Source organism: Niveispirillum sp. CC-CTL257 (assembly GCF_059489915.1).
In genome coordinates, this window is sequence record NZ_JCAJXE010000004.1 from 585072 (window position 1) to 608692 (window position 23621).

Genomic DNA, 23621 nt, shown 5'->3' on the forward strand with positions numbered 1-23621 from the left:
TCGTGACTGGGTTAGGTTAACGCTAACAATTGATCATAATATTTGGGAGGATGGCATGCGGTTTATCCGGGGGCTGGCGCTGACGCTGGCGTTCATGGGCCTGTGCGGGGTAGGGCAGGCGGCGGCGTGTGGGCCGGACGCGCTGGGCACCAGCCGGACCATAAGCTTGAAGCGGGGGGCTGGCGGGGCGTTCGGCACGGTGCAGCATGCGGCCCTGCCGGGGCTGGAGAAGGGCGAGGTGGTGCTGACCTTTGACGATGGGCCGGTGCCGGTGCTGACGCCGCAGGTCCTGGACGCGTTGAAGGCGGAATGCGCCAAGGCAACCTTCTTCATGACGGGCGGCAATCTGGATGCCCATGGCGACCTTGCCAAGCGTGCCGTGGCGGAGGGGCATTCGGCGGGCATCCATAGCTATAGCCACCCGCATCTGGGCACCTTGAGCGAGGCCGCACAGCTGGATGATCTGGCGCGTGCCCAGGCTGCTTACAAGCGGCTGTTCGGGGTGACCGCCGCATCATACCGCTTCCCGTTCCTGGAGGAGACGCCGGTGCTGCTGTCGGCGCTGGCGCGCGACGGGGTGGCGGTCTTCTCCATCGATCTGGCCATCACCGACTGGCAGCCCGCCGACACCACCGCGATGCTGGCCGACCGGCTGTCCAAGGCGCTGGACGAGAAGGGCGGGGGCATCATCCTGATGCATGACGCCAACAAGCCCACGGCGGACGCGATTGCCACCCTGCTGCGCGTGATCAAGCAGAAGGGTTACAGGCTGGTGCATGTGGTGTGGGAGGGGTGATCAGACGGGTGTCGCATAAGCCCGACGGGGCGCATGCGACACACCATCATCACTGATCCGTCACGAGATCCTTATAGGCGTGCCAGCTGGCATGGCCGATGAGGGGCAGCGTGACGATCAGGCCCACGAACAGGGTGGCGATGCCGACACCCGTCAAAAAGACGATGATGAAGGCCCAGAGCGCCATGGCGGGCAGGTTCACGCGCACTGCCATGATGCTGGTCGCCATGGCGGTAAAGGCGTTGGTGCGGCGGTCCAGCAGCATGGGGATCGACACGACCGACACCGCGAAAGCAACGGCGGCGAAGGCGGCACCGATGATGGTCCCGACGATCAGGAAGGGCAGGCTGGCCCCGCTTTGAAACAGGGTGGCGGTCAGGCTGTCCAGCGTCGGCGACAGGTCGGCGAAGAACAGCGCATACATCAAGGTCGCCACCCGCACCCAGAACAGGTGCAGCAACAGCAACAGCACGCCCAGGAACCCGACCTGCAAGGGGTTGACCCGCCATGCCTGCAGCGCCCGGCCCAGATCGGGCACGCGGCCCGTGCCGATATCGCGGGAGGTGGCGTAAAGCCCAACCGCGATCAGGGGGGCCACCAACGTGAAGCCCGACGTCAGGGGCAGCATCAACATGACATGGCCCGACCCCACCACCAGCAGGGTCAGTGCCAGACTGAACGCCGCGATCAGGGCGCCATAGGTCAGGCTGACCCGCCAGGCGGACCCCAGATCGGCCATGCCCAGTTGCAGCCAGTGCCAGGGCCGGTCCACGGGAACGTGACGGATATGGGGCACTGGTCCGCTGAATACAGGGACGTGGCCGGCATCATCTTCATGGTCGACAGTCATTTCCATCCCCAATAGTTCGCCAAGTGTCGCTTTTCGCGGCTTTTCTTGAGTATGGCAGGTTTTTGAGGGGAGGGAAGGGGGGCTATGCTTTTGGTGAATATTAGGGGTGTGGAAATATCTTCGTCATCCCAACGACGGCCGGAATGACGAAGAGAACGGTGGACGGCGCACTCCCCCACCCCCTTGATCCTGCATCACCTTGATGTTTTCCGCCTGAACCATCGGCGCCTTGATGCATGTCAATGCGCATGCCCCCGGCATGGCCCATGAAGGCAGGGTCGGGGATCGGGCATGGGTCCGGTCCTTATCAAGAAATTTCCGCCGACACCGGGGGTTTGTCATGGGTGTAGCAATCGCCGACGGGGCGTATGGGGGCGTGGCCAAGGCCGCTCCCGTCGAGGCGTATCACGAGGACGTTGTCCGCGCCTTCGTCGTGGCCGCCATGTTCTGGGGCATCGCGGCCTTTGCCGCGGGTGTCTATATCGCTTTCCAGCTGGCCTTTCCCGACCTGAATCTGGGTCTGGAATGGACCACCTTCGGGCGGCTGCGCCCGCTGCACACATCCGCCGCGATCTTCGCCTTTGGCGGGTCCGCCCTGATCGGGTCGTCGCTTTACGTGGTGCAGCGCACCTGCCGCGCGCCGCTGTTCGGCGGGCGTGAATGGGGCTGGTTCATCTTCTTCGGCTACCAGCTGTTCATTGTCATGGCCGCCACCGGCTATCTGCTGGGGATCACCCAGGGCAAGGAATATGCCGAGCCGGAATGGTATGTCGATCTGTGGCTGACCCTGGTGTGGGTCGTCTATCTGGTCGTGTTTGTCGGCACCATCATCAAGCGCCGGGAGCCGCATATCTATGTGGCCAACTGGTTCTATCTGGCCTTCATCCTGACCATCGCGATGCTGCATATCGTGAACAACACCGCGCTGCCGGTCAGCCTGACGGGCACCAAGTCCTATGTGGCCTGGGCCGGCGTACAGGATGCCATGATCCAGTGGTGGTACGGGCACAATGCGGTGGGCTTCTTCCTGACTGCCGGCTTCCTGGGCATGATGTATTACTTCATCCCCAAGGCGGCGCAGCGGCCCATCTATAGCTACCGCCTGTCGATCATCCATTTCTGGGCGCTGATCTTCCTCTATATCTGGGCGGGTCCGCACCATCTGCACTATACCGCACTGCCCGATTGGACGCAGACGCTGGGCATGGTGTTCTCGGTGGTGCTGTGGATGCCCAGCTGGGGCGGCATGATCAACGGGATCATGACCCTGTCGGGTGCCTGGGACAAGCTGCGCACCGATCCGTCGCTCCGCTTCTCCGTTACCGCCGTCGGCTTCTATGGCATGAGCACGTTCGAAGGCCCGGTCATGTCGGTGAAGGCGGTCAACGGTCTGTCGCACTATACCGACTGGACCATCGGCCATGTGCATTCCGGTGCCTTGGGCTGGGTCGCCTTCATCTGCTTCGGCATGATCTATTATCTGGTGCCGGTCCTGTGGAAGAAACAGCGGCTTTATTCCGCCCGTCTGGTGGAATGGCACTTCTGGACCGCCACCGTCGGCATCGTCTTCTACATCACCGCCATGTGGGTCAGCGGCATCATGCAGGGCCTGATGTGGCGCGCCTATGACGAGTACGGGTTCCTCCAGTATTCGTTCGTCGAGACGGTGCAGGCCATGCATCCCTACTACATCATCCGTGGCATCGGCGGTCTGCTATTCCTGACCGGCGCCATCCTGATGGTCATCAACCTGATCCGCACGGTCACCAGCAGCCCGGCCCTGGCGCCGGCGACGCAGGGTGCCGCTGTGGCAGCCGAATAAGGGGGACGGAACCATGAAGTTCTCCCACGCGATCATCGAAAAGAACGTCATCCTGATGGCCGTCCTGACCCTGATCACCGTCTCCATCGGTGGTCTGGTCCAGATCGTGCCGCTGTTCACCGTGGAAACCACCATCGAGCGGGTGGAGGGCGTTCGCCCCTACAGCCCACTGGAGCTGGCGGGCCGCAACATCTATGTCCGCGAAGGCTGCTATCTCTGCCACAGCCAGCAGATCCGCACCTTCAAGGACGAGGTCGAGCGTTACGGCCATTACAGCCTGGCCGCGGAGAGCATGTATGACCATCCGTTCCAGTGGGGGTCGAAGCGTACCGGCCCCGATCTGGCCCGCGTTGGTGGCAAATACTCCAACGACTGGCATGTAGCGCATCTGAACAATCCGCGCGCCCTGGTGCCGGAATCGATCATGCCCTCCTACGCCTTCCTGAACCGGCCGCTGAATTTCGACGATGCGGCAGAGCATCTGAAGACGCTGCGCACTCTGGGCGTGCCTTATTCCGAAGATGACATCGCCAATGCGGCCAAGGACCTGAAGGTGCAGGCGGGTGCCTTGCCGGACGAGGATACGGCCCCGCTGCTGGCCCGCTATCCCAAGGCGCATCTGGGCGATTTCGACGGCAAGCCGGAACAGGTGACGGAGATGGACGCGCTTGTCGCCTATCTCCAGATGCTGGGCACGCTGGTCGATTTCACCAAGATCAATCCCGAAGACCTGAAGCAGTGAGGGGGACGCCATGCATGAACTTCTCCCCCTTCTGAAACAGCTCTGGCTGGTCTGGTTCCTGGTTCTGTTCCTGGGCATCGTGTTCTGGGCCTTCCGTCCCGGCGCCAAGCGCCGGTTTGAGGCCAACGCTATGATCCCCCTGAACGACGATCCCAGCCCCGCCCGAAACAACAGGTGATCCCATGCCGACGAAGATCGAAAAGGACGCCACCACGGGCACGGAAACGACGGGCCATGAGTGGGACGGCATCAAGGAACTGAACACGCCGCTGCCGAAATGGTGGCTGTATACCTTCTATGCCTGCATCGTCTGGGGCGTGATCTATACGGTCCTGTTCCCGTCCTGGCCCACCCTGTCCAGCCATTTTGGTGGCACATCGGGCTATTCGCAGCGGGCCGACGTGGCGGCGGATCTGGCGGCCCAGAAGGCGGGCCAGGCCGATCTGCGCGAAAAGATCGTGGCCATGGATATTGACAGTATCCGCAAGGACCCGGCCCTGATGGGCTATGTCCAGGCGGCGGGCCGCGTGGCCTTTGCCGATAATTGCGCGGGCTGTCATGGTGCCGGCGGTGCCGGAGCCGTGGGCTTCCCCACGCTGGCCGATGATGACTGGATCTGGGGCGGCAAGCCGGACCAGATTTTGCAGACCATCACCTATGGCATCCGCAATGCCAATGAGAACAGCCGCGTGTCGGACATGCCGCGCTTTGGCGCCGATGGCCTGCTGACCAAGGAACAGATCGGTGACGTCGCCGACTATGTCCTGTCGCTGTCGGGCACGGCCGGCAAGGCCGACGCCGTGGAACGCGGGGCTGTGGTGTTTGCCGAGAACTGCGCGGCGTGCCATGGCGAGAAGGGCGAGGGCGTCCAGGATATGGGTGGCCCGCGCCTGTCGGATGGCATCTGGCTCTATGGCGGCGACCGCAAGACGGTGGTGGAGACCATCACCTATGCGCGGCGCGGCAACATGCCGGCCTGGATCGAACGCCTGGACCCGGCGACGGTGAAGGTGCTGGCCACGTATGTGCATGCCCTTGGTGGCGGGCAGTAACCCCCCCTAACCTCCTAGCCCCCACCCAACTTGCACCCCGCCGGAGAGAGACCGGCGGGGTGTTTTGTTTATGGGGTGCGCGACATCACAGGTGATGTTATGGTCTGGAATGCGATGTGTACTGGATACCAATGTCGTGGTCGCGGCCATGCGCTCACCAACGGGAGCGTCAGCGCATCTGCTCCGTTCGGTTCGTGAGGGGCGGGTGCATATGCTTTGTTCTGTTGCGTTGGCCTTGGAGTATGAGGCGATCTGTACAGCGCCCATACATGTTGACGCTGCCGGTCTTGGTATTCGCGATGCCATGATTTTTGTCGACGCGGTCTTGGCGATGGCTGAGACTGTGCGCACCTATTTCCATTGGCGACCGCAGTTACGCGACCCCGGGGACGAGATGGTGCTGGAGGTCGCGGTTAATGGTCGCGCAAGCATCATATCGACCTTCAATGAACGGGATTTCGGCGCCGTTCCTGCCCGGTTCGGTGTGGAAATCATGGGGCCGGCGGCGGTTTTGAGGAGGATACGGCAATGAAGACGAAACAGAGCACATTCCCGCTTCGGCTTCCCTCCTCAATCAAGGCCGAGGTGGAGCGGCGCGCCCGTGAAGATGGTATCAGCATCAATCAATTCATCGCGACGGCTGCTGCGGAGAAACTATCCGCCATGAACACGGCGGATTTCTTTGCCGAACGGCGGGCACGGGCGGATTTCGACGCGTTCGACCGGATCATGAACCGGGAGGGCGGTCAGCCGCCGGCGGACGGGGATCGTGTGGAGTAGAAGGTGCCTGCGACCAAACATCCCCATCCCAATCATTCCCCCGTCATTTGATTTATCGCAACGCGCGCCGCATCGCACAGGCCTAGGGTACGGTCAGGGTGGGTTGCCCACCGAACTGTTCATGACCGTTTCCAAGGGGTGCCCCGATGGCCGGGCCGGAGACATTGCTGGAGAAGGCGGCGGCTGCTGATGCCGCGCAGGCGGCGTTTGAGAATGGGCGCAAGCCGGTGCCCAAGGGGGCCGATGTGCCGCCGCCCTCGCTCTATGCTGCGCGCATCAAGGTGCAGCCCAAGTCGGTGACGGGCAAGTATCGCACGATCAAATGGGCCGTCCTGATCTTCTGTCTGACCCTCTACTACCTTGCCCCCTGGGTCCGGTGGGACCGGGGGCCGGATGCGCCGTCACAGGCCCTGCTGATCGATATGGGGGCGCCGCGCGCCTATCTGTTCGGGATCGAGATCTGGCCGCAGGAGGTCTATTTCATCACCGGCCTGCTGGTGCTGGGCTCGCTGGGCCTGTTCCTGGTTACGGCCCTGTTCGGGCGGCTGTGGTGTGGCTATGCCTGTCCGCAGACCGTGTGGACGGACCTGTTCATGCTGGTCGAACGCTGGATCGAGGGTGACCGGGGGGCGCGCATGCGCCTGGACAAGGCGCCGATGAGTGTCGAGAAATTCACCAAGCGCGCGGCCAAACATGCGGCCTGGTTGCTGATCGCGCTGGCCACGGGCGGTGCCTGGGCGCTGTATTTCAATGACGCGCCGACCTTTGTGGTGCAGTTCTTCACGGGTCGGGCCACGCTGGTCCAGTATTTCTTCGTCGGCCTGTTCACCACCACCACCTATGTCCTGGCCGGATGGGCGCGTGAGCAGGTCTGTACCTATATGTGCCCCTGGCCGCGTTTCCAGGCCGCCATGCTGGACGATCAGTCGATGGTGGTGACCTATGAGCGCTGGCGCGGGGAGACGCGCGGGCCGCACAAGGCGGGCACCAGCTGGGAGGGGCGCGGCGACTGTATCGATTGCGGGCAATGCGTGGCTGTGTGCCCCACGGGCATCGATATCCGCGACGGGTTGCAGCTGGAATGTATCGGCTGCGGCCTGTGCATCGACAGCTGTAACCAGATCATGGACAAGGTGGGCCGTCCGCGTGAGCTGATCACCTTTGACACCGAGGCGCGGCAGCAGGCGCGGGCCAAGGGCGGGCGGGCCAAGTGGAAGATCGTGCGGCCCCGCACCCTGATCTATGCCGGGCTTCTGATGCTGGTCAGCGCCGTGATGCTGGCTGCCTTGCTGCTGCGGACCACCGTGGAAGTCAATGTATTGCGTGACCGGGCACCCCTGTTTGTGGCCTTGTCGGATGGCGGGGTGCGCAATGGCTATACGTTGAAGGTCCTGAACAAGCGGCGGGAGGCGGTGGATTTCCTGCTGAGCCTGAAGGGCATGAAAGATGGGCACCTGCTGGTCCAGGATGTGGGCGAGGCGGGCGACGGCCAGTCGGTGATCCTGCCCGTGAAGCCCGACAAGGTCGCCACCTTCCGCGTGTTCGTAACCGCCCCACCTGACAAGGAGCGGGATGAGCGGGTGGAGATTGAATTCGTGCTGACCAACCCGGTGCGCGGGGAGGGTGACGCCTATGACGCGGTGTTCGTCGGCCCCCATCTTCGCCACCATCACGACAGGGATTGAGCCATGGCCATGACCATTGATCATCCGCGCAAAAGCAGCTGGATCCCCTGGGTTTTTGTGGGTGCCATGCTGGTCGTCATCCTCGTCAATGCGGTGATGATAACCTATGCCATCAATTCCTATTCCGGGTTGGCGGTGGACAAGCCCTATGAGCGGGGCGTGCGGTACAATGACGTGCTGGCCGCCCAGAAGGGCCAGGACGCGCTGGGTTGGCGCGTGTCGGTGAATGTGGAGGCGGGACAGCTTGTCCTGCGCATTCAGGACCGGGACGGGCAGCCGCTGGACCGGGTGGGCATCACGGGCCGGCTGGAACGGCCTGTCAGCAATGACGCACCCTTGTCCCTGGTCTTTACGGCCACGGGGGAGGGCCGGTTCGTGGCACCCCTGAACACCCCCCACCCCGGCCAATGGGATGTGAAGGCGGCCCTTCGCCATGGCGATGACCAGTATCTGCTGGTGCAGCGGATCATGGTGACGAAATGACCCCTGCAACCTCCCCCGAGATCGTGACCGATCACGTGCATGACACAGGCTGCATCCATTGCGGGCAGCTGGTGGCGGCGGGGGAACGTTTCTGCTGCACGGGCTGCGCGGGTGCTTATGCCCTGATCCATGATCTGGGGCTGGATGCCTATTACGCGCGTCGCGATGCCAATGCCCCGGTCCCGGCAGGGGAAGAGGCGGCGGCACTGGACCTGTCCGGTGCGGTGGAGACACTGCCGGATGGGGCGCAGTGCCTGCGTCTGGTTGTCGATGGGGTGACGTGCGGTGCCTGTGTCTGGCTGATTGAAAGCGCGTTGCGCCGGGAAGCGGGCGTGACGGCGGCGCGCGTGAACCTGACGACGCGGCGGCTGTCGGTGACATGGCGCGACGGTGCCCCGGATATGGCCGGGCGTCTGGCCGGGATCGTCCGGCGGCTGGGCTACCGCCCCGCCGTGGCGGCGACGGAAGGGGCCGACGATCCGCAGAAGAAATCCGAACGCGAACTGGTGCGGGCCATGGCGGTGGCCGGGTTCGGCATGATGAATATCATGCTGCTGTCCGTTTCCGTCTGGTCCGGGCATGCCGGCAGCATGGGCGATGCCACGCGCACGCTGATGCATTGGCTGTCGGCCCTGATCGCCCTGCCGGTGGTGGCCTATGCGGCGCGGCCCTTCTTCCGGTCGGCCATCACTGCGCTGAAGGCCGGGCGGACCAATATGGATGTGCCCATCTCGCTGGGTGTGACGCTGGCCACCACCGTCAGTCTGTGGGAGACGGCGCGGCATGGGGAACATGCCTATTTCGATGGCGCCGTCATGCTGCTGTTCTTCCTGCTGGTGGGGCGGTTCCTGGATGCCCGCGCGCGGGGTCGGGCGCGGTCGGCGGCGGAACATCTGCTGGCCCTGGGGCGGGCACCCGTCATGATGCTGAACGAGGACGGCATGGCCGTGCCCACGGCCCCGGCGCAGGTGCCGGTAGGGGCCACGGTCCTTGTCGCGGCGGGAGAGCGTATTGGGGTGGATGGCGCGGTGGCCGACGGGGTGTCGGATATCGATACCTCACTGGTGACCGGGGAAAGCCATCCGCAGCCGGTGCGGCCCGGCGACAGGCTTTTCGCCGGCATGGTCAATCTGTCGGCCCCGCTGCGCGTGACGGTGACGGCGCGCGGTGAGGGCACCCTGCTGGCCGAGATCGTGCGGTTGATGGAGGCCGCCGAGCAGGGACGGGCGCGCTATGTGGCCCTGGCCGACCGGGTGGCACGGGCCTATACGCCCGTGGTCCATACCGCCGCCCTGGCCACCTTCCTGGCCTGGGTGCTGGGCGTGGGGATTGCGTGGCAGCAGGGGTTGTTCATCGCGGTGGCGGTGCTGATCATCACCTGCCCCTGCGCATTGGCGCTGGCCGTGCCTGCGGTGCAGGTGGTGGCGACCGGGCGGTTGATGCGCGGCGGCATATTGCTGAAATCGGCCACGGCGCTGGAACGGCTGGCCAAGGTGGATACCATCGTCTTTGACAAGACGGGCACCCTGACCCTGGGTCGGCCCGACCTTCTGCCCGATGGCGCGCGGGATGCGGGGGACCTGGAACTGGCCGCGACGCTGGCGCGGGCCAGCCGGCATCCGCTGTCGCGCGCCATTGCGCGGGCCGCCGGGCCGGGGCCAGTGGCGGACGGGGTGCGGGAGGTGCCGGGGGCCGGGCTGGAATGGCAGGGGCCGGACGGGATGGTGCGCCTGGGCCGGCGTGGCTTTGTCGGGCCGGTCAGCCTGCCGGGCGGCCTGATCGAAGGGCCGGAACTGTGGCTGGCGCGCCCTGGCCGGCAGCCCCAGCGCTTTACCTTCGCCGATGCGCCGCGCGCCGATGCCGTGACCGTGGTCGCGGGCCTGCGGCGCAAGGGATACCGTCTGGCCCTGATTTCCGGGGACCGTGCCCCCGTGGTGGAGGCCATGGCCCGCCGCTTGGGCATTGACGACTGGCGGGCCGGGGTGGACCCGGCGGGCAAGGCAGCGGCCCTGGCCGCGATGAAGGATGAGGGCAGCCATGTCCTGATGGTCGGCGATGGGCTGAATGACGCTGCTGCCCTGTCGGCGGCGGATGTGTCGGCATCGCCCGGCAGTGCCGTCGATGTGGCGCAGACCGCCGCCGATGCCGTGTTCCAGGGGGACCGGCTGGCCCCGCTGGCAGAGCTTTTGACGGTGGCGCGCAAAGCCGACCGGCTGGTGCTGCAGAACCTTGGCTTCTCGTTGCTCTATAACCTGTGCGCGGTGCCCATCGCCATGCTGGGCCATGCCACACCGCTGATCGCGGCACTGGCCATGTCTTCCTCCTCGCTGGTGGTGCTGGGCAATGCGCTGCGGTTGTCCCGCTCTCCTCACGCGCCGGCGCTGCATCCGCAGCTTGGGCGACGCGGCATAAGCCGCGCGGCAGCAGGCACCACCGATGCTGTTCCCGGTAAACCGAAAGCAGCGCCAAAGGAGATGCGTGGATGACCAGCCTGCTGTTCCTGATCCCCATTGCGCTGGGCATGGGCCTGATCGGTCTTCTGGCCTTTCTATGGTCCGTGCGCAGCGGACAGTTCGAAGACCTGGACGGGGCCGGTGCCCGCGTCCTGTTCGATGATGAGCGGCCCCTGCCGCCCACCCCCACCCGCCCGAAGACGGGCAATCACCAGGAGTAGATGATGATCGGTAATGTTTCGTTGCGCCTGCTGGGCATTCTGCTTGGCTTTGTGGGTCTGTTTCTGGCGGCGGGTGCCAAGGACCCGGGTATGTTCCTGGGGGGAATGCTGTTCTGCCTGTTTGGAGTCGCCTTGAATTTCTGGCTTATCGCTCAGGATAAGCCCCACACCCCGCAGGGCGCCTGAAGGGAAAAGGGGGCGCAGCCCCTATGCGTCCCCTTTTCATTCTGAACGATGGCTCATGTATGTCTTTATTTTTTATTTACCAGTGCCATTTCCTGCTTCGCGACATGTTTGGAATCAGTGTAAGAAATCTTTGTAATCAGACTGAGCGTGTCGGGGACCATGCAAGGGCAAGTGGTTGGAAGCGACAAGGTTTGCTGGCCGGAAATGCTGCGCCTCGTGCGGGGCACCCGGTTCTGGACACTTGCGCAGATGGCCGCCCAGCTGAAGGTCTCTCTTTGCACCCTGCAACGTTGGGAAAGCGGCGGCGATATGCCGGACCCGTCGGTGCAGCGCCTGATCCGTGATCTTCTGGTGCAGCCGGTGGCGGCGGCGGACCTGCCCTCGCAGATCCGGCACAGCAAATCCTCCCGCTATCTGTTCCAGACCGACCGCTGCCCGCAGGCGGGCAAGCCCAGCCGTATCCTGGAAGTCAGCGACACGCTGGTCGCCGATCAGCCCTTGGGCCGCAGCATCTTCTTTGCCGAACGGACGCAGCAGCATGCCGACCTGATGGCCGAGGCGGACGCCACCTTGAATGCCCAGGGCAATTTCTATGGCGGCGAGATGGTGATGGCCACCATGCGCCTGATCTGGCTGCAATATGTACAGGGGGGCATGACGGTGCGCCATGCCCTGACCCGATGGGTGCCCATGAAACTGTCGGATGGCACACCGGTCTGCATCTATGAACGCCGGACGGTGACGCCGTCCGCCTATCTGAGCCTGCCCGCACAGCCTGTGTTTACGCCGCTGGACAGCTTAGTGGCCTAGGGCGTTTTCCTCAATCGCCAGTGCTGCATCCCCGCAGCTTGGCTTCACGCGGCATGTGCCGCGCGGCGGCAGTCGCCGCCTTTCCAAGGGTCAAAGCCTTTGACCCCTGGCGTAGACCTGGGCTCAGTTCCGAACTGATCACCGCCCGCGTTGACCCGACGGCGCGATTGATCTAATGCCAGGGGAGATGTCCACCGGACGGACCCGCCCAGCCGTGCAGACACCCGATACATATTCCGATGATGCCGAACCCGGCGCGCCCCTGATCCTGTCGCTTGCCATTGACCGGCTGCGCCCCCGGCCCGATCAGCCGCGCAAATATTTCGACCTGGATGCGCTGGACGAGCTGGCGGGCAGCATGGCGCGTGTCGGCATCCTGCACCCGCTGCTGGTGCGGGTGTCGGAAGGCGAGCTGGGGCTTTACGACATCGTGGCCGGCGAACGGCGCTGGCGCGCGGCCCGCAAGCTGGGCTGGGACTGGTTGCCCGTCCTGGTCACGGCGGGCGATGTCGATGAGATCAGCCTGATTGAGAATTTGCAGCGCCAGGACCTGAACGCGCTGGAAGAGGCCGGTGCCTTGCAGCGCCTGATGGACAAGCATCATTATACGCAGGACGCGCTGGGCCGTGCCATCGGCCGCACCCAGGGGCAGATCAGTTCCACCCTGCGCCTTCTGTCCCTGCATCCCGACATCCTGAAGGGCTATCCGCAGCATGAAAGGCAGGTGTCGCGGTCGATGCTGGTGGAGCTGGCCACCATCGACGAGCCGGAGCGCCAGCTGGCCCTGTGGGAACGGGCCTGCCAGGGATCGCTGACGGTGCGCGCGATTCGCGCCGAAAAGGCAGGCAATGCCCCCGCCAACCCCGCCACGGCGGGCCTGTCCACCGATCAGGTGACGGTGGCGCTGCGTCATGTGGACCGGACAGTTACAGCGCTGGAGCAGCTGAAGGTGGGGCCGGCGGGCCTGACCGACGGACAGCGCGCGCATCTGGCCGCACTGTCGCGGCGGATCAGCGCGCTGATGGGCTGATCCTGCTGCGGCGCAATGTGAATAGAATATAAACAATTGCATTGCCGCAACCGTCGGTCCGCCCCATGTTTATCGCGTGGATGGGCGGCGGAGGCGTGCATGCGGCATGTGCGTTCAGCCCTGGCGGCGTTTCGTGGGCGGGCTGAGGATTTACCCCCCATATTTGAAGCGGCCTGCCGGGATATTGTCGAGGATCTGGGGGTCAGCAGCGGCAGCGTCTGGTTCTTTGATGAAGGCGATGGCTGTGCCATCGAATGTGCCGCCCTTTACGATGCCCGCGACGCCCGCGTGCTGCGCGGCACGAAACTGCGGGAAGCCGAAGGCTCCCCCTATTTCGAGGCGCTGCGCCGCGACAAGCGGGTGGTGGCGGACGATGCCCAGACCCATCCAGCGACAGCCTGTCTGAAAAACTACCTTCTGCAACGTGATGTGCGTTCGCTTCTGGACCATGTCGTCTGCACGGGTGGCAAGGCGGTGGCGGTTTTATGCTGTGAACAGGGGGGGCGTAAACGCCTGTGGTCCGATCAGGACGCCGCCTATCTGGAGCAGATGGCCATCATGCTGGGCGTGTCCTTCGATCTGCATATCGAGCGCCGTAGGTTGGGTAAGAGTTAACAGCGCCCTTGTTGCGCTGCACAAATTAGCTAATGGTTTCAAGCCTCTGGACCAAGGTCGAAGCGACCAAGGTCGGGGCTGTGTTAACCTTCCGCCTGTCCCATCGTGGAAACCTCAAGGATCGACCCGGACGCCCATAACAGGCTGCCCGGCGATGGGTGGCGCATAATTTCGCCGGGGCCGATCCGTTTGTCGCCGATATGCGCAAAAGGGAGGGCACATGGCTAATGTGGCAGTGGGCGGGGCGGAACCAGCCCCGATGACCAAGGAAGAGAAGAAGGTGATCTTCGCCTCTTCGCTTGGCACCGTGTTCGAATGGTATGATTTCTACCTGTACGGCTCGCTCGCGGCCGTCATCGCCAAGCAGTTCTTCTCCGGCGTCAATGAGACGGCGGCGATGATCTTCGCGCTGCTGGCCTTTGCCGCTGGTTTCTTTGTGCGTCCCTTCGGCGCGCTGGTGTTTGGCCGCCTGGGCGACTTGATCGGCCGCAAATATACCTTCCTCGTTACCATCTTGATCATGGGTGCCTCGACCTTTGTGGTCGGTATTCTGCCCAATTATGCCAGCATCGGCATTGCGGCCCCCATCATCCTGATCGTGCTGCGCATGCTGCAGGGGCTGGCGCTGGGCGGTGAATATGGCGGTGCCGCCACCTATGTGGCCGAACATGCCCCGCATGGCCGGCGTGGCAACTACACCTCCTGGATCCAGACCACGGCGACGCTGGGTCTGTTCCTGTCGCTGCTGATCATCCTGGCCTGCCGCTCTTCCATGTCGGTCGAGGATTTTGAGGCCTGGGGCTGGCGCATCCCGTTCCTGATTTCCATCGTGCTGTTGGGCATTTCCGTCTGGATCCGCCTGATGCTGAATGAAAGCCCGGCCTTCAAGAAGATGAAGGAAGAGGGCAAGCATTCCAAGGCACCGCTGACCGAAGCCTTTGGCAATTGGAAGAACCTGAAGATCGTGATCCTGGCCCTGGTTGGTCTGGTCGCCGGTCAGGCCGTGGTCTGGTACACGGGTCAGTTCTATGCCCTGTTCTTCCTGACCTCCACGCTCAAGGTCGACGCCTATACGGCCAACCTGCTGATCGCCGCCGCCTTGTTGATCGGTACGCCCTTCTTCGTGGTGTTCGGCACGCTGGCCGACAAGATCGGTCGCAAGCCGATCATCATGGCGGGTCTGGCGCTGGCCATCGTCACCTATTTCCCGATCTTCAAGGGCATCACCCATTTCGCCAACCCGGAACTGGAACAGGCCGTTGCTACCTCCCCGGTCGTGGTCGTTGCTGATCCGGAAAGCTGCTCCTTCCAGTTCAACCCGGTCGGCACCTCCAAATTCACCAGCTCGTGCGATATCGCCAAGTCGGCGCTGGTGAAGAAGGGCGTGCCCTACTCTAACGAAGCGGCCCCCGCCGGCAGTCTGGCCGTGATCAAGGTCGGTGAGATCGTCATCACCGCCTATGATGGCTCCGGTGTTGCCACCAAGACGGAAGTGTCGCTGCATGGCCCCGCCCACAGCAGTGCCGCCCCGGCCGACCCGAAGACCGCCGCCGCTGAGTTCGACAAGAGTCTGGGCGATGCGCTGAAGGCCGCCGGTTACCCGGCAAAGGCCAACCCGGAGAAGATCAACAAGCCGATGGTTGTGCTGCTGCTGACCATCCTGGTGATCTATGTGACGCTGGTTTATGGCCCCATCGCCGCCATGCTGGTGGAGATGTTCCCGACCCGCATCCGCTACACCTCCATGTCGCTGCCCTACCATATCGGTAATGGCTGGTTCGGCGGGTTCCTGCCGGCCACCAGCCTGGCCATTGTGGCGGCCACCGGCGACATCTATTCCGGCCTCTGGTACCCGATCATCGTCGCGGCCGGCACGCTGGTCATCGGCCTGCTGTTCGTGAAGGAAACCAAGGACGTCGACATCTACGCCGATGATTGATGTCCGGTTCGTGGTTGTGATTTCCCCCTAAAGACTTGGGCGGGTGGTGAAAGCCACCCGCCATATTCTTTTTTGTCAAAAGCAGGCTTGCGTCCCAGCCGGGAAGCGCATTCAATCTGTTTCAACAACAGTGGCGCAACAGCCACGGGACATATTGCGGGAGGGGCGGAACAGATGTCGATCCGGGTGCTGGTGGCCGATGACCATCCATTGATGCGTGCAGCCCTGTGCCAGTCGGTGGCGGGCACCATGCCTGACCTGACGACCGTGGAGGCGGCCAGTTTCGGCGATGTGGAGGCCGTGCTGAAGCGTGAGCCGGCCATCGACACCATCCTTCTGGACTTGCATATGCCGGGCATGAACGGCTTGATCGGTCTGGCGCTGTTGCGCAATGAACACCCGACCATTCCCATCATCGTGGTGTCGGCGTCGGAAGACGCGGCCACCATTCACCGCGCCATGGAATATGGGGCGGCCGGTTTCGTGCCCAAATCGGCACCCATCACCCATATTGGCGACGCCATCCGCGCCGTGCTGGACGGTGCCGTCTGGCTGCCCCGTGCCGGCACGCCCGCCCATGCCCAGGCCCCCGTGGCCGATGCCGACATGGCCGCCCGCGTGGCGGGCCTGACGCCGCAGCAGCTGCGCGTGCTGGCCGGTATCGCGGAGGGCAAGCTGAACAAACAGATCGCGTATGAGATGGGCGTGGTGGAAACCACCGTGAAAGCGCATGTGACGGTGATCCTGCGCCGCCTGGGCGTGGTCAGCCGCACCCAGGCGGCGATTGTGGCGTCGAAATTGGCGCTGGCACCGGTGGCGGAGACGCAGGCGGAGGCGTCGTAGGTGTTTGCTCAACCGTCATCCCCGCGAAAGCGGGGATGACGGTGTGGTAGGGCGCTTCGGCCACCCCTCACCGATCCTTCACGTAGGGCCGACCGCTGGCCTTGGGCGGGATGGCCTTGCCGACGAAGCCGGCCAGCAGCAGGACGGTCAAGAGATAGGGCAAAGCCTCAATCAACTGTACCGGCACCTCACCGATGCCGGGCAGGGCGACGCCCTGCAGGCGCGTCTGCAACGCGTCGGCGAAGGCGAACAGCAGGCACGCGAACAGGGTGGGGACCGGCTTCCACTTGCCCAGGATCAGGGCCGCCAGCGCCAGGAAGCCCTTGCCCGCCGTCATGTTGGTCTGGAACCCGGCACCTTGGGCGGTGGACAGGTAGGCACCGGCGATGCCGCAGAGCAGGCCCGCGATCAGGACGGCCTGATAACGCAGTTTGGTGACCGAGATACCGGCGGTGTCCACGGCAGCGGGGTTTTCGCCCACGGCGCGCAGGCGCAGGCCGAACCGGGTGCGGTAGGCGATCCACCAGGTCAGGGGAACGATGGCCAGCGCCAGATAGACCAGGATGTTATGGCCGCTGATCAGTTCAAAATAGAGCGGGCCCAGCAGGGGGATGCCGCGCAGAGCCTCTGCCAGCGGCAGGGTGATTTCGCCGAAGCGGGCGTCGGCGGGCAGGTTGGGGGTGCGGCCCCCCATTTCAAACCAGGCATTGCCCAGCACCGCCGTCAGGCCCAGGGCCACGATGTTCAGCGCCACGCCGGAAACGACCTGATTGCCCTTATGTGTGATGCAGGCAAAACCGTGCAGCAGGGCCAGGATGACCGAGGCCAGGATGCCTGCCCCCAGGCCCAACCATGCCGAGCCATGCAGGGCGGCGGTGGCGGCGGTGGCGAAGGCCGCCACCAGCATCTTGCCCTCCAGCCCAATATCGACCACCCCGGCTCGTTCCGAGTAGAACCCGGCCAACGCTGCCAGCAGCAAGGGGGTGGCGAGGCGGACCGTGCTGTCCAGCAGCGACAGAAGCGTGAGAAGCATATCCATGGGATCAGGCCCCTACCGGCTTGGAAGTCGCCACAGCGGGGCGGCGGGAGAAAAGGCGCACCAGCGCCGGGCGGAACATATGTTCCAGCGCACCCGCGAACAGAATGACCACGCCCTGGATCACCACCACCAGCTCCCGGCTGATGGTCGGGTAATCAAAGACCAGCTCGGTGCCGCCCTGATAGAGCGCGCCGAACAGCAGGGCGGCGGGGATGATGCCGGCGGGATGGTTACGGCCCATCAGGGCCACGGCGATGCCGGTAAAGCCCAGACCCGCCGGGAAATTCAGCATCAGGCGATGCTGCACCCCGTGCAGCTCGTTCACGCCCAGCAGGCCCGCCAGGGCACCCGACAGGGCCATGGTGATGACGATGACACGCTTGGGATCGATGCCAGCATAGAGGGCCGCATTCTCATTCGCGCCCGTGGCGCGCAGGGCGAAGCCCCAGCGTGTGTGCCAGATGAAGGCCCAGACGCCGACGCAGGCCAAGAGCGCCAGGAACAGCGAGAAATTCAGCGGCGAGGACGCCATCTCAATCCCGATGCCGGCCAGCATGTCGGCCATCATGGGCAGGAACATGGAGGCGCTGAACGCCTCGCTTTCCGGCGACATCTGGCCCGGCTTGATCAGCACATTGACCATCAGATAGACCATCAGCGAGGACGCGATGAAATTGAACATGATGGTCGTGATGACGATATGGCTGCCGCGATAGGCCTGCAGCCAGCCGGGAATCGCGGCCCACAGCGCGCCGAAGGCTGCACCGCCCAGCACCGACAAGGGCAGGGCCGCCCACCAGGGCCAGCCGGGCAGGGCCAGACAGACCAGACCGACGCCCAGGCCCCCGATATAGGCCTGTCCCTCCCCGCCGATATTGAACAGGCCGCCATGGAAGGCGATGGCGACGGCGAGTGCGGTGAAGATCAGGCTGGTCGCGTAATAAAGTGTGTAGCCGATGCCCTCGCCCGTGCCCAAGGCACCGCGCAGCATGGTGCCGAGCGCACCCACCGGGTCCTCCCCGATGGCGAAGATGACCAGGGCGGAGACCAGCAGCGCCAGGGTGACATTCACCACGGGCAGCAGCAGGCCGGTCGCCCACCAGGGAAGATTGTCGGAACCCGCACCCGCACTCATACCGAAACCCCCGCAGCAACCGCTTCTGTGGTGGGCGCGTCCTTGATGCCCGCCATCATGGTGCCAATCCGGCCCTCCGTGGCCTCTGCCGCCGACAATTCGCCCACAATCTCCCCATCGCACATCACCAGGATGCGGTCGGAGAGCGCCAGAATCTCATCCAGTTCGGCGGAGACCAGCAGGATGGCCTTGCCCCGGTCGCGAAGCGACACAAGCTGACGGTGGATGAAGGCGATGGCACCGATATCAACGCCGCGCGTCGGCTGCCCGACCAGCAGGATGTCGGGTTCCCGGTCCATCTCACGCGCCATCACCAGCTTCTGCTGATTACCGCCGGAGAAGAGCGAGGTGCGCAGATTGGGGTTGCCGGGCCGCACGTCAAACTGTTCCATCAGCGAAACGGTCTTGGCGACCACGCGCTTCCAGTCCAGCCGCCAGCCCTTGGACAGGGCTTGGTCCTGGTGATAGCCCAGGATGGCGCTTTCATGGGCGGGGAATTCCTTGATCACGGCCAGTTTCAGCCGGTCTTCGGGGACATGGGCCAGACCCCGGCGGCGCGCGTCGGCCGCGTCATATTTCGTGGCCGGGCCGATTTCATCGCCCTTCAGCGTGACTGTTCCGCTATCGAAACGGCACATGCCGGACAGAACCTCCAGCAGTTCCGACTGGCCGTTGCCGGCGACACCGGCGATGCCCACAATCTCGCCCGCCCGCACATTCAGGCAGGCATCCTTGAGCGTCGTCACGCCGCGCGCGTCAATGACGTTCACATTCTGCGCCGACAGCAGGACGGGGCCGGGCGTGGCCGGGGCCTTATCCACCGACAGTGAGGTCTTGCGGCCCACCATGGCGTCGGCCAGGGCCTGACGGTCGGTTTCGGCGGTGATGAATTCCGCCACCACCTGACCCCGGCGCAGCACCGACACGCGGTCGGTGATGGCCATAATCTCCTTCAGCTTGTGCGTGATCAGCAGGACGGTGCGACCCTGCTGGCGCAGCCGTTCCAGGATGCGGAACAGCTGCTCCACCTCCGGCGGGGACAGAACCGCAGTGGGTTCGTCCAGGATCAGCACTTCGGCCCCGCGATAAAGCGCCTTCAGGATTTCCACGCGCTGCTGCACGCCGACCGGCAGGTCGGAGACCAGCGCGTCCAGCGGCACCTCCAGCCCGAACTGCTTCTCAAGCGCCTGCACCTCGGCCCGCGCGCGGGCCATGGCGGGACCCAGCACCGGCCCGCCCTCGTGCCCCAGCAGCAGGTTTTCCAGAACCGTGAAGGTCTCCACCAGCATGAAATGCTGATGCACCATGCCAATGCCCAGACGGATCGCGTCCTGCGGCGTGCGGATATTCACCTGTTTGCCGCGCACCAGGATTTCACCCCCGTCAGCCTCGTAGAAGCCGTAGAGGATGCTCATCAAGGTGGACTTGCCAGCCCCGTTCTCCCCCACCAGCCCATGGATGCTGGAGGGGGCGAAACGCAGCGTCACGTCGCGGTTGGCATGGACGGGGCCGAATCGCTTGTCGATGCCGACAAGTTCGACCGCCCAGGCGGGAGAAACGGAAGAGGGGGCGGCCGACATGGGTCCTGCTTGGGTGCTAATTCAGTCAGGGGACGATCAGTACTTGCAGCCCTTGGCGTCGTCATAATTGGCGACGGTGCGGGTGCCGGACTTGATGTCGGCGGTGGCCTTGTCCACGGCCGCCTTCATGGCGGGCGTGATCAGCGCCTTGTTATTGTCATCGAAGGCCCAGCCCACGCCATCTTCCTTCAGGCCCAGACGGCGGTGGCCCGCCTTCCAGGTGCCGTCCTGCGCGGTCTTGAACGCCTCATAAGCGGCGATGTCCACGCGCTTGACCATGGAGGTCAGGACCTTGCCGGGGAACAGGTGGTTCTGGTTGCTGTCCACACCGATGGACAGCTTGCCGGCGTCGCTTGCCGCCTGCAGCACGCCCATGCCGGTCTGACCGGCGGCGGCGAAGATCACGTCCGCGCCACGGTCAAACTGGCTCTTGGCCAGTTCGCTGCCACGCGTGGGATCGGCCCAGGCGGCAGGCGTGGAGCCGGCCATATTAGCCAGGACATTGGCCTTGGGGTTCGTGGCCTTCACGCCCTGTTCATAGCCGCAGGCAAAGCGGCGGATCAGGGGGATATCCATGCCGCCGACAAAGCCCACCGTCCCCGTCTTGGACGCCATGGCCGCCAGAACGCCGACAAGGTAGGAGCCTTCATGTTCGGCGAATTCGATCGACTGTACGTTCGGCAGGTTCACATTGCCGTCGATCAGGGTGAAACGGACATTCGGAAACTCCTTCGCCACCTTTTCCACCGACGGCGCCATGGAGAAACCGACGGAGACGATGATATCGGCATTCTTGGATGCCAGACGGCGCAGGAACTGTTCGCGTTGCGCCTCGTTCGTCACCTCAAACCAGCGGAAATTGGTGCCGGTATCCTTCTTGAACCGTTCGGCACCGTTATTGGCCCCCTCATTGAACGATTTGTCGAAACGGCCGCCCATGTCGAAGACGATGGCCGGTTCGAACCCGAAGGCGGGCGCGACCGTGGCGGCGGTGGACATGAAAAGGGCGAGGGCCGCACAGGCGGCGCGACGGGTAAACTTCATCGGCTCCGTTCCGAACAGAGGAACCCCCAGGGCGGCGATCCCGAAGCAGGGACCACCGGGAAAGGGTCCCAGCAATCATACCAGCCTGTGAAGCTAGCCAGTTCGCAGGCGCACGGCAAGGTGACAAAGCCCGCCTTTGCCGTCCGCGATGCGGAATCTGGCCCCTGTGTCACATCGCCGCCCTGTTGGTCTGGCGCTGGCCTGTCAAATAACTGTAGCTTCCAAGGCGTATGAAACAGGCAAAGCCATTTTTCCGCTGGAGTAACCGTCCTCATGTCCGAGACACGTTTCCTGACCCATGAAGAGTTTGAAGCCATCCAGGACAAGGGTGCGTCACCGGACACGGAACCAACCTTTGGCGAGGTGGTGCAACAGCGGCTGGGTCGTCGCGATATCCTGCGTGGCATGCTGGGCACCAGCGCGATTGCGGCCTTTGCCCCGGCGGTTCCGGTGGCCCTGATGGCGGATGAGGCCAAGGCACAGGCGGTGGGGGCCGCTGGCAAGCAGGGCGGATTCGGGTTTAGTTTTGAGGAGCTGACGCGGGGCATTGACCATACCCACCATGTCGCCCCCGGCTATGACGCCGATGTCCTGATCCGCTGGGGTGACCCGCTGTTCGCGGACAGCCCGGAATTCGATCCGTACAAGCAGAGCGCCGACAGCCAGTTGAAACAGTTCGGCTATAATTGCGACTTCACTGCTTACTATCCCCTGCCGCAGGGCAGCAACAATGCCGATCACGGCCTGTTGTGGGTGAACCATGAATATACCCAGGCCGAGATGATGTTCCCCGGTCTGGCACCGGAAGGTCAGGACAAGTATCCACCCGAATCCGTCACCAAAGAGATGGTGGATATCGAGATGGCGGCCCATTCGGGCACCATCGTTGAGGTCAAGCGCGGTAAGGACGGCAAGTGGACCTATGTGAAGGGCGGCAAGTTCAACCGCCGCATCAATGCGCTGAACACCAAGATGGTGTTTACCGGCCCGGCCGCTGGCCATGCCCGCATGAAGATCAAGGATGACCCAGAGGGCCGCACCGTCATCGGCATGCTGAATAACTGCGCAGGCGGCGTCACCCCGTGGGGCACGGTCCTGTCGGGGGAGGAGAATATCGACGGCTACTTCCTGGGCACCGTTGACCAGACCCATCCCGAACAGCGCAATTATGACCGCATGACGGTGCCTTCGCCCCTGTACCAGTGGGGGCGCTTCCATGAAAGGTTCAACATCAATAAGGAGCCGTTCGGTGCGAATCGCTATGGCTGGATCGTGGAGATCGACCCCTATGACCCGACCAGCACGCCGCGCAAGCTGACGGCGCTGGGCCGGTTCAAGCATGAGGGGGCGGGCGTCACCCTGAACAAGGATGGGCGTGCCGTCGTCTATATGGGCGATGATCAGCGGTTCGAGCATGTGTACCGGTTCGTGTCCAAGGGCACGTTCAACCCGACCGACCGCAAGGCCAACATGAAGCTGCTGGACGAGGGCACGCTGTCGGTGGCGCGGTTTGATGCCGATGGCAGCGTCACCTGGCTGCCGCTGGTGCAGGGGCAGGGGCCGTTGACGCCCGCCAATGGCTTCAAGGATCAGGGCGACGTGGTCATTGCGGCCCGTCTGGCGGCCACACTGGTCGGGGCCACGCGCATGGACCGACCGGAGGATGTGGAGGTCAATCCCAAGACGGGTCTGGTCTATGTCATGCTGACCAATAATGACGACCGGCTGCCCGATGACCCCATCCACCCGGCCCAGATCCGCCCCAATGCCGCCAACCCGCGCCCGGCCAACAGCTGGGGCCATATTATCGAGATGACGCCGCCCGGCGGCGACCACGCTGCGCAGAAGTTCAAGTGGGAAATCCTGGTCAAGGCCGGCAACCCCGCCGACCCGAAAACGGGGGCTAGCTTCAACAAGGCCACCACGGAGAATGGCTGGTTCTCCTGCCCTGACAATTGCGCCTTCGACAGCATGGGCCGGTTGTGGGTCGGCACCGATCAGGGCAGCAAATGGCAATGGACGTCGGGGTCATCGGACGGCATCTGGGCCATGGAGACGCAAGGCCCCCTGCGCGGTACGGCGCGCCTGTTCTTTCGCACGCCGGTGGGGGCGGAACTGACCGGCCCTACCTTCACGCCCGATGATCAGACGCTGTTCGTGTCGGTGCAGCATCCGGGTGCCGATGCCGTGGACAGGGTCACCAAGTCCGGCAACCGTAACGGGACCTTCGCCGATCCGGGCACGCGCTGGCCGGATTTCAAGGATAATATGCCCGCACGGCCATCGGTGGTGGTGATCACCAAGAAGGGCGGCGGCGCGATCGGGGTGTGACGGCCCCGGCACATTGTATTGTAACTGTATTGAAACCCAACGGGTACTTGCCAATCCGCCCCGACCTCTGTCACAAGCAGAGGTGACGAAACCGGAATGCGGGTTCGTCCCTCTTTGCATTCACGTCACCTGCCCGGCCCGCCCTGATGGCGGCCTGGGTGGGGCGTTATCCGTGGGTTGTCCTT

The 23621-nt window shown here is 64.1% G+C and carries 23 protein-coding genes; 18 read left to right on the top strand and 5 right to left on the bottom strand.

Going from position 1 to position 23621, the window contains the following annotated elements:
- Positions 1-55: 55 nt before the first annotated feature.
- On the top strand, positions 56-796 hold the full coding sequence (locus tag ABC729_RS23100) for a polysaccharide deacetylase family protein (RefSeq protein WP_495609963.1): 741 nt from the start codon (positions 56-58) through the stop codon (positions 794-796).
- A 49-nt stretch (positions 797-845) separates the two neighbouring features.
- On the opposite strand, the gene ABC729_RS23105 is transcribed toward ABC729_RS23100, so the two are convergent.
- Positions 846-1646 (bottom strand): DUF2189 domain-containing protein, encoded by an 801-nt coding sequence (locus tag ABC729_RS23105; protein ID WP_495609964.1) that lies wholly within the window; start codon positions 1644-1646, stop codon positions 846-848.
- 340 nt (positions 1647-1986) lie between these two features.
- Here ABC729_RS23105 and ccoN point away from each other — a divergent pair, with 340 nt between their 5' ends.
- The 16 genes from ccoN to ABC729_RS23185 all read left to right on the top strand — a co-directional run bounded on the left by ccoN (position 1987) and on the right by ABC729_RS23185 (position 16307).
- Positions 1987-3468: a cytochrome-c oxidase, cbb3-type subunit I gene (gene ccoN / locus ABC729_RS23110; RefSeq protein WP_495609965.1), complete on the top strand. Its 1482-nt coding sequence runs from the start codon at positions 1987-1989 to the stop codon at positions 3466-3468.
- Between the two features lie 13 nt (positions 3469-3481).
- Entirely contained in the window at positions 3482-4210 is a 729-nt protein-coding gene (gene ccoO, locus ABC729_RS23115) for a cytochrome-c oxidase, cbb3-type subunit II (RefSeq protein WP_495609966.1), read from the top strand.
- 10 nt (positions 4211-4220) lie between these two features.
- Positions 4221-4388 carry a cbb3-type cytochrome oxidase subunit 3 gene (locus ABC729_RS23120; protein WP_082372590.1) on the top strand — a complete coding sequence of 56 codons (168 nt, stop codon included), beginning with the start codon at positions 4221-4223 and terminating at the stop codon, positions 4386-4388.
- A 4-nt stretch (positions 4389-4392) separates the two neighbouring features.
- Positions 4393-5262, top strand: coding sequence for a cytochrome-c oxidase, cbb3-type subunit III (gene ccoP, locus ABC729_RS23125; RefSeq protein ID WP_495609967.1), 870 nt, complete (start codon positions 4393-4395; stop codon positions 5260-5262).
- A 109-nt stretch (positions 5263-5371) separates the two neighbouring features.
- Positions 5372-5794 carry a putative toxin-antitoxin system toxin component, PIN family gene (locus ABC729_RS23130; RefSeq protein WP_495609968.1) on the top strand — a complete coding sequence of 141 codons (423 nt, stop codon included), beginning with the start codon at positions 5372-5374 and terminating at the stop codon, positions 5792-5794.
- Positions 5791-6042: a toxin-antitoxin system HicB family antitoxin gene (locus ABC729_RS23135; protein WP_495609969.1), complete on the top strand. Its 252-nt coding sequence runs from the start codon at positions 5791-5793 to the stop codon at positions 6040-6042. The genes ABC729_RS23130 and ABC729_RS23135 overlap by 4 nt, the downstream gene beginning before the upstream one ends.
- Before the next feature lie 146 nt (positions 6043-6188).
- Positions 6189-7727 (top strand): cytochrome c oxidase accessory protein CcoG, encoded by a 1539-nt coding sequence (gene ccoG, locus ABC729_RS23140; protein ID WP_495609970.1) that lies wholly within the window; start codon positions 6189-6191, stop codon positions 7725-7727.
- A gap of 3 nt (positions 7728-7730) precedes the next feature.
- Positions 7731-8210, top strand: coding sequence for a FixH family protein (locus ABC729_RS23145; RefSeq protein ID WP_495609971.1), 480 nt, complete (start codon positions 7731-7733; stop codon positions 8208-8210).
- The gene (locus ABC729_RS23150; RefSeq protein WP_495609972.1) at positions 8207-10696 is read left to right on the top strand and encodes a heavy metal translocating P-type ATPase; all 2490 of its coding nucleotides are present in this window, start codon (positions 8207-8209) and stop codon (positions 10694-10696) included. The genes ABC729_RS23145 and ABC729_RS23150 overlap by 4 nt, the downstream gene beginning before the upstream one ends.
- Positions 10693-10884, top strand: coding sequence for a cbb3-type cytochrome oxidase assembly protein CcoS (ccoS, locus tag ABC729_RS23155; protein WP_495609973.1), 192 nt, complete (start codon positions 10693-10695; stop codon positions 10882-10884). The genes ABC729_RS23150 and ccoS overlap by 4 nt, the downstream gene beginning before the upstream one ends.
- The gene (locus tag ABC729_RS23160) at positions 10885-11070 is read left to right on the top strand and encodes a hypothetical protein (protein ID WP_495609974.1); all 186 of its coding nucleotides are present in this window, start codon (positions 10885-10887) and stop codon (positions 11068-11070) included. It abuts the gene before it with no gap.
- Positions 11071-11274: 204 nt separating this feature from the next.
- Entirely contained in the window at positions 11275-11880 is a 606-nt protein-coding gene (locus ABC729_RS23165) for a helix-turn-helix domain-containing protein (RefSeq protein ID WP_495609975.1), read from the top strand.
- Between the two features lie 214 nt (positions 11881-12094).
- Positions 12095-12910, top strand: coding sequence for a ParB/RepB/Spo0J family partition protein (locus ABC729_RS23170; protein ID WP_495609976.1), 816 nt, complete (start codon positions 12095-12097; stop codon positions 12908-12910).
- Between the two features lie 99 nt (positions 12911-13009).
- Complete coding sequence (locus tag ABC729_RS23175; protein ID WP_495609977.1) at positions 13010-13525, top strand: GAF domain-containing protein; 516 nt, start codon at positions 13010-13012, stop codon at positions 13523-13525.
- A 220-nt stretch (positions 13526-13745) separates the two neighbouring features.
- Positions 13746-15464 (top strand): MFS transporter, encoded by a 1719-nt coding sequence (locus tag ABC729_RS23180; RefSeq protein ID WP_495609978.1) that lies wholly within the window; start codon positions 13746-13748, stop codon positions 15462-15464.
- Positions 15465-15638: 174 nt separating this feature from the next.
- Positions 15639-16307, top strand: a complete 669-nt coding sequence (locus tag ABC729_RS23185; RefSeq protein ID WP_495609979.1) for a response regulator — start codon at positions 15639-15641, stop codon at positions 16305-16307.
- A gap of 67 nt (positions 16308-16374) precedes the next feature.
- Here ABC729_RS23185 and ABC729_RS23190 read toward each other — a convergent pair whose 3' ends face one another.
- Genes ABC729_RS23190 through ABC729_RS23205 form a run of 4 tightly spaced genes read right to left on the bottom strand, consistent with a single transcriptional unit; the run spans position 16375 to position 21105 of the window.
- Positions 16375-17346 (bottom strand): ABC transporter permease, encoded by a 972-nt coding sequence (locus ABC729_RS23190; protein WP_495609980.1) that lies wholly within the window; start codon positions 17344-17346, stop codon positions 16375-16377.
- A gap of 4 nt (positions 17347-17350) precedes the next feature.
- Positions 17351-18481: an ABC transporter permease gene (locus tag ABC729_RS23195; RefSeq protein ID WP_495609981.1), complete on the bottom strand. Its 1131-nt coding sequence runs from the start codon at positions 18479-18481 to the stop codon at positions 17351-17353.
- Positions 18478-20061, bottom strand: a complete 1584-nt coding sequence (locus ABC729_RS23200) for an ABC transporter ATP-binding protein (protein WP_495609982.1) — start codon at positions 20059-20061, stop codon at positions 18478-18480. The genes ABC729_RS23195 and ABC729_RS23200 overlap by 4 nt, the downstream gene beginning before the upstream one ends.
- 36 nt (positions 20062-20097) lie before the next feature.
- On the bottom strand, positions 20098-21105 hold the full coding sequence (locus ABC729_RS23205; RefSeq protein WP_495609983.1) for a BMP family lipoprotein: 1008 nt from the start codon (positions 21103-21105) through the stop codon (positions 20098-20100).
- Between the two features lie 273 nt (positions 21106-21378).
- Between ABC729_RS23205 and ABC729_RS23210 the strand changes: the two genes are divergently transcribed.
- Positions 21379-23436: a PhoX family protein gene (locus ABC729_RS23210; protein WP_495609984.1), complete on the top strand. Its 2058-nt coding sequence runs from the start codon at positions 21379-21381 to the stop codon at positions 23434-23436.
- Positions 23437-23621 lie beyond the last annotated feature (185 nt).

Coding starts and splice junctions, on each gene's coding strand:
- ABC729_RS23105 (WP_495609964.1), bottom strand. CDS start 1,646: ATGACTGTCGACCATGAAGATGATGCCGGCCACGTCCCTGTATTCAGC.
- ABC729_RS23130 (WP_495609968.1), top strand. CDS start 5,372: ATGCGATGTGTACTGGATACCAATGTCGTGGTCGCGGCCATGCGCTCA.
- ccoN (WP_495609965.1), top strand. CDS start 1,987: ATGGGTGTAGCAATCGCCGACGGGGCGTATGGGGGCGTGGCCAAGGCC.
- ABC729_RS23210 (WP_495609984.1), top strand. CDS start 21,379: ATGTCCGAGACACGTTTCCTGACCCATGAAGAGTTTGAAGCCATCCAG.
- ABC729_RS23165 (WP_495609975.1), top strand. CDS start 11,275: ATGCTGCGCCTCGTGCGGGGCACCCGGTTCTGGACACTTGCGCAGATG.
- ABC729_RS23120 (WP_082372590.1), top strand. CDS start 4,221: ATGCATGAACTTCTCCCCCTTCTGAAACAGCTCTGGCTGGTCTGGTTC.
- ABC729_RS23185 (WP_495609979.1), top strand. CDS start 15,639: ATGTCGATCCGGGTGCTGGTGGCCGATGACCATCCATTGATGCGTGCA.
- ccoP (WP_495609967.1), top strand. CDS start 4,393: ATGCCGACGAAGATCGAAAAGGACGCCACCACGGGCACGGAAACGACG.
- ABC729_RS23200 (WP_495609982.1), bottom strand. CDS start 20,061: ATGTCGGCCGCCCCCTCTTCCGTTTCTCCCGCCTGGGCGGTCGAACTT.
- ABC729_RS23150 (WP_495609972.1), top strand. CDS start 8,207: ATGACCCCTGCAACCTCCCCCGAGATCGTGACCGATCACGTGCATGAC.
- ABC729_RS23190 (WP_495609980.1), bottom strand. CDS start 17,346: ATGGATATGCTTCTCACGCTTCTGTCGCTGCTGGACAGCACGGTCCGC.
- ABC729_RS23195 (WP_495609981.1), bottom strand. CDS start 18,481: ATGAGTGCGGGTGCGGGTTCCGACAATCTTCCCTGGTGGGCGACCGGC.
- ccoG (WP_495609970.1), top strand. CDS start 6,189: ATGGCCGGGCCGGAGACATTGCTGGAGAAGGCGGCGGCTGCTGATGCC.
- ABC729_RS23205 (WP_495609983.1), bottom strand. CDS start 21,105: ATGAAGTTTACCCGTCGCGCCGCCTGTGCGGCCCTCGCCCTTTTCATG.
- ccoO (WP_495609966.1), top strand. CDS start 3,482: ATGAAGTTCTCCCACGCGATCATCGAAAAGAACGTCATCCTGATGGCC.
- ccoS (WP_495609973.1), top strand. CDS start 10,693: ATGACCAGCCTGCTGTTCCTGATCCCCATTGCGCTGGGCATGGGCCTG.
- ABC729_RS23180 (WP_495609978.1), top strand. CDS start 13,746: ATGGCTAATGTGGCAGTGGGCGGGGCGGAACCAGCCCCGATGACCAAG.
- ABC729_RS23145 (WP_495609971.1), top strand. CDS start 7,731: ATGGCCATGACCATTGATCATCCGCGCAAAAGCAGCTGGATCCCCTGG.
- ABC729_RS23160 (WP_495609974.1), top strand. CDS start 10,885: ATGATGATCGGTAATGTTTCGTTGCGCCTGCTGGGCATTCTGCTTGGC.
- ABC729_RS23135 (WP_495609969.1), top strand. CDS start 5,791: ATGAAGACGAAACAGAGCACATTCCCGCTTCGGCTTCCCTCCTCAATC.
- ABC729_RS23175 (WP_495609977.1), top strand. CDS start 13,010: ATGCGGCATGTGCGTTCAGCCCTGGCGGCGTTTCGTGGGCGGGCTGAG.
- ABC729_RS23100 (WP_495609963.1), top strand. CDS start 56: ATGCGGTTTATCCGGGGGCTGGCGCTGACGCTGGCGTTCATGGGCCTG.